The following is a 1,562-nucleotide window of genomic DNA, read 5'->3' on the forward strand; positions in this document are numbered from 1 at the left end:
GCATCCATGAGCTAGGCTTGACTCCGACTTGGGCAACTCCTTTTAGCTTAACTCCCTTCTCTCAAACCGCTCTAAGTACTCTTACTCATTGCAAAACTGGGATGCACCCTCTCGAACGGCCGTCGCGCTAAAATGGGGGAGCTGCGATCGCTGCCCCAACGTCATCTCTTCGAGACGGCGATCGCCTTGACTGTAATTACTTAAAATCCCTTAAAAGAAATTCAAAAAAAAATTTCTATACTTTCAGGCGATCGTTTCTGATGTTACAGAAGTATCAAAAAATTAGAAGTTTTATGTCATTGACGTAGAAGGTCTTTACCTAAGTTGGAAATGCCGTTATGCTAGGATCGATTCAAATCTAAAATAATTATTAAATTGTTTTGCGATCGCGTTCGATTTCACGATCGAACCGAGTCAAACGTGCGATTTCTCTCGAGCGAGCGTCCGAACCCATAGTCAGAGCGATCGTCTAGCGATCGTCTAAGGAGGTTACACTTCATGACTCCCGTGTTACTACGTCAGTTTTGGTTGTCCATCGAACAGACTCAAGCCACCTTATTGTTGAGTCTCGACGATGCGAGTCTCGTGCGGTGGTTAACCAAGCAGCTCGCCCAAAACCTATCTCTCGAAAGTCACGACTTGCGAGTCCTCGATACGTACGTTCGTTCGAGAATCCCGTTAATTCGAGATTTAGCACACCAGCGTCAAGAAAGCAGCTAGAAACTCGTGCTAGACTGAAGCGGCTAGGGATCGCCGTTCGCCGGAGTTATGGTGATTAACGGTCGAGACTGTCCGATCCGAACGTTACCAACCGAAAACAACCGTTATCGGTCGATCCAATGGAGTCGGGGCGCACTACTGACTTAGTCCTGACGTTTCCGATCGGTGTCGATCGCCAACCGAAACGAGACGTTCTCCAGTCGATCGAGGTCGAACAACGATGAACGCAGACGAGTTGCTAGAGCGTTATGCCCACGGCGAAAAAGATTTTGAAGAGGTCGATCTTCGAGGCGTCGATCTCAGCGGTGCGAACTTAACCTGTATTCATTTCAACGGGGCGAACCTCAGCGGTACGAACCTCAGTGGGGCGAGTCTGAGTAGTGCTAAGCTCGCTGGTGCGAATCTCAGCGATGCCGATTTGAGTCAAGCCATTCTCCTCAGTACCGATTTGCGAGGAGCGAACCTCAGCGGCGCGAATCTCGGCGGCGCGAATCTCAGCGGTGCGAATCTCAGCGGTGCGAATCTCAGTTGGGCGAACCTCATTGGCTGCACTCTCCGAAGTGCAGATCTCGAAACTGCCAATTTAGAAGGTGCGAACCTACAATACGCACGGCTCATCGACGCCAATCTCACCGAAGCCAATCTCGACGAAGCTAACCTCAACTGGGCGCAACTCGACGGCGCTAACTTAGAGCGCGTTACGATGCCCGATTCGGTATCTCCATAAGGGAGAGGGGGAGAGAGGGAGAGGGGGAGAGGGGGAGAGCTGATAAGGCTATGACTTTTACTTAGGAGGTATCGAAAGCCAAAGAAGCCCCAGGATAGGGAGAAGTACGGTGGCG

General features: G+C 50.6%; 2 protein-coding genes. Both read left to right on the forward strand.

The features are described 5' to 3' along the window. Positions 1 to 498 precede the first annotated feature (498 nt). Entirely contained in the window at positions 499 to 720 is a 222-nt protein-coding gene (locus GEI7105_RS0114160) for a hypothetical protein (RefSeq protein ID WP_017661104.1), read from the forward strand. 220 nt (positions 721 to 940) lie between these two features. Continuing rightward, positions 941 to 1,447, forward strand: coding sequence for a pentapeptide repeat-containing protein (locus GEI7105_RS30590; RefSeq protein ID WP_017661106.1), 507 nt, complete (start codon positions 941 to 943; stop codon positions 1,445 to 1,447). Positions 1,448 to 1,562: the final 115 nt, after the last annotated feature.

It is taken from the genome of Baaleninema simplex PCC 7105 (assembly GCF_000332355.1).
Taxonomy (GTDB): domain Bacteria; phylum Cyanobacteriota; class Cyanobacteriia; order Cyanobacteriales; family Geitlerinemataceae; genus Baaleninema; species Baaleninema simplex.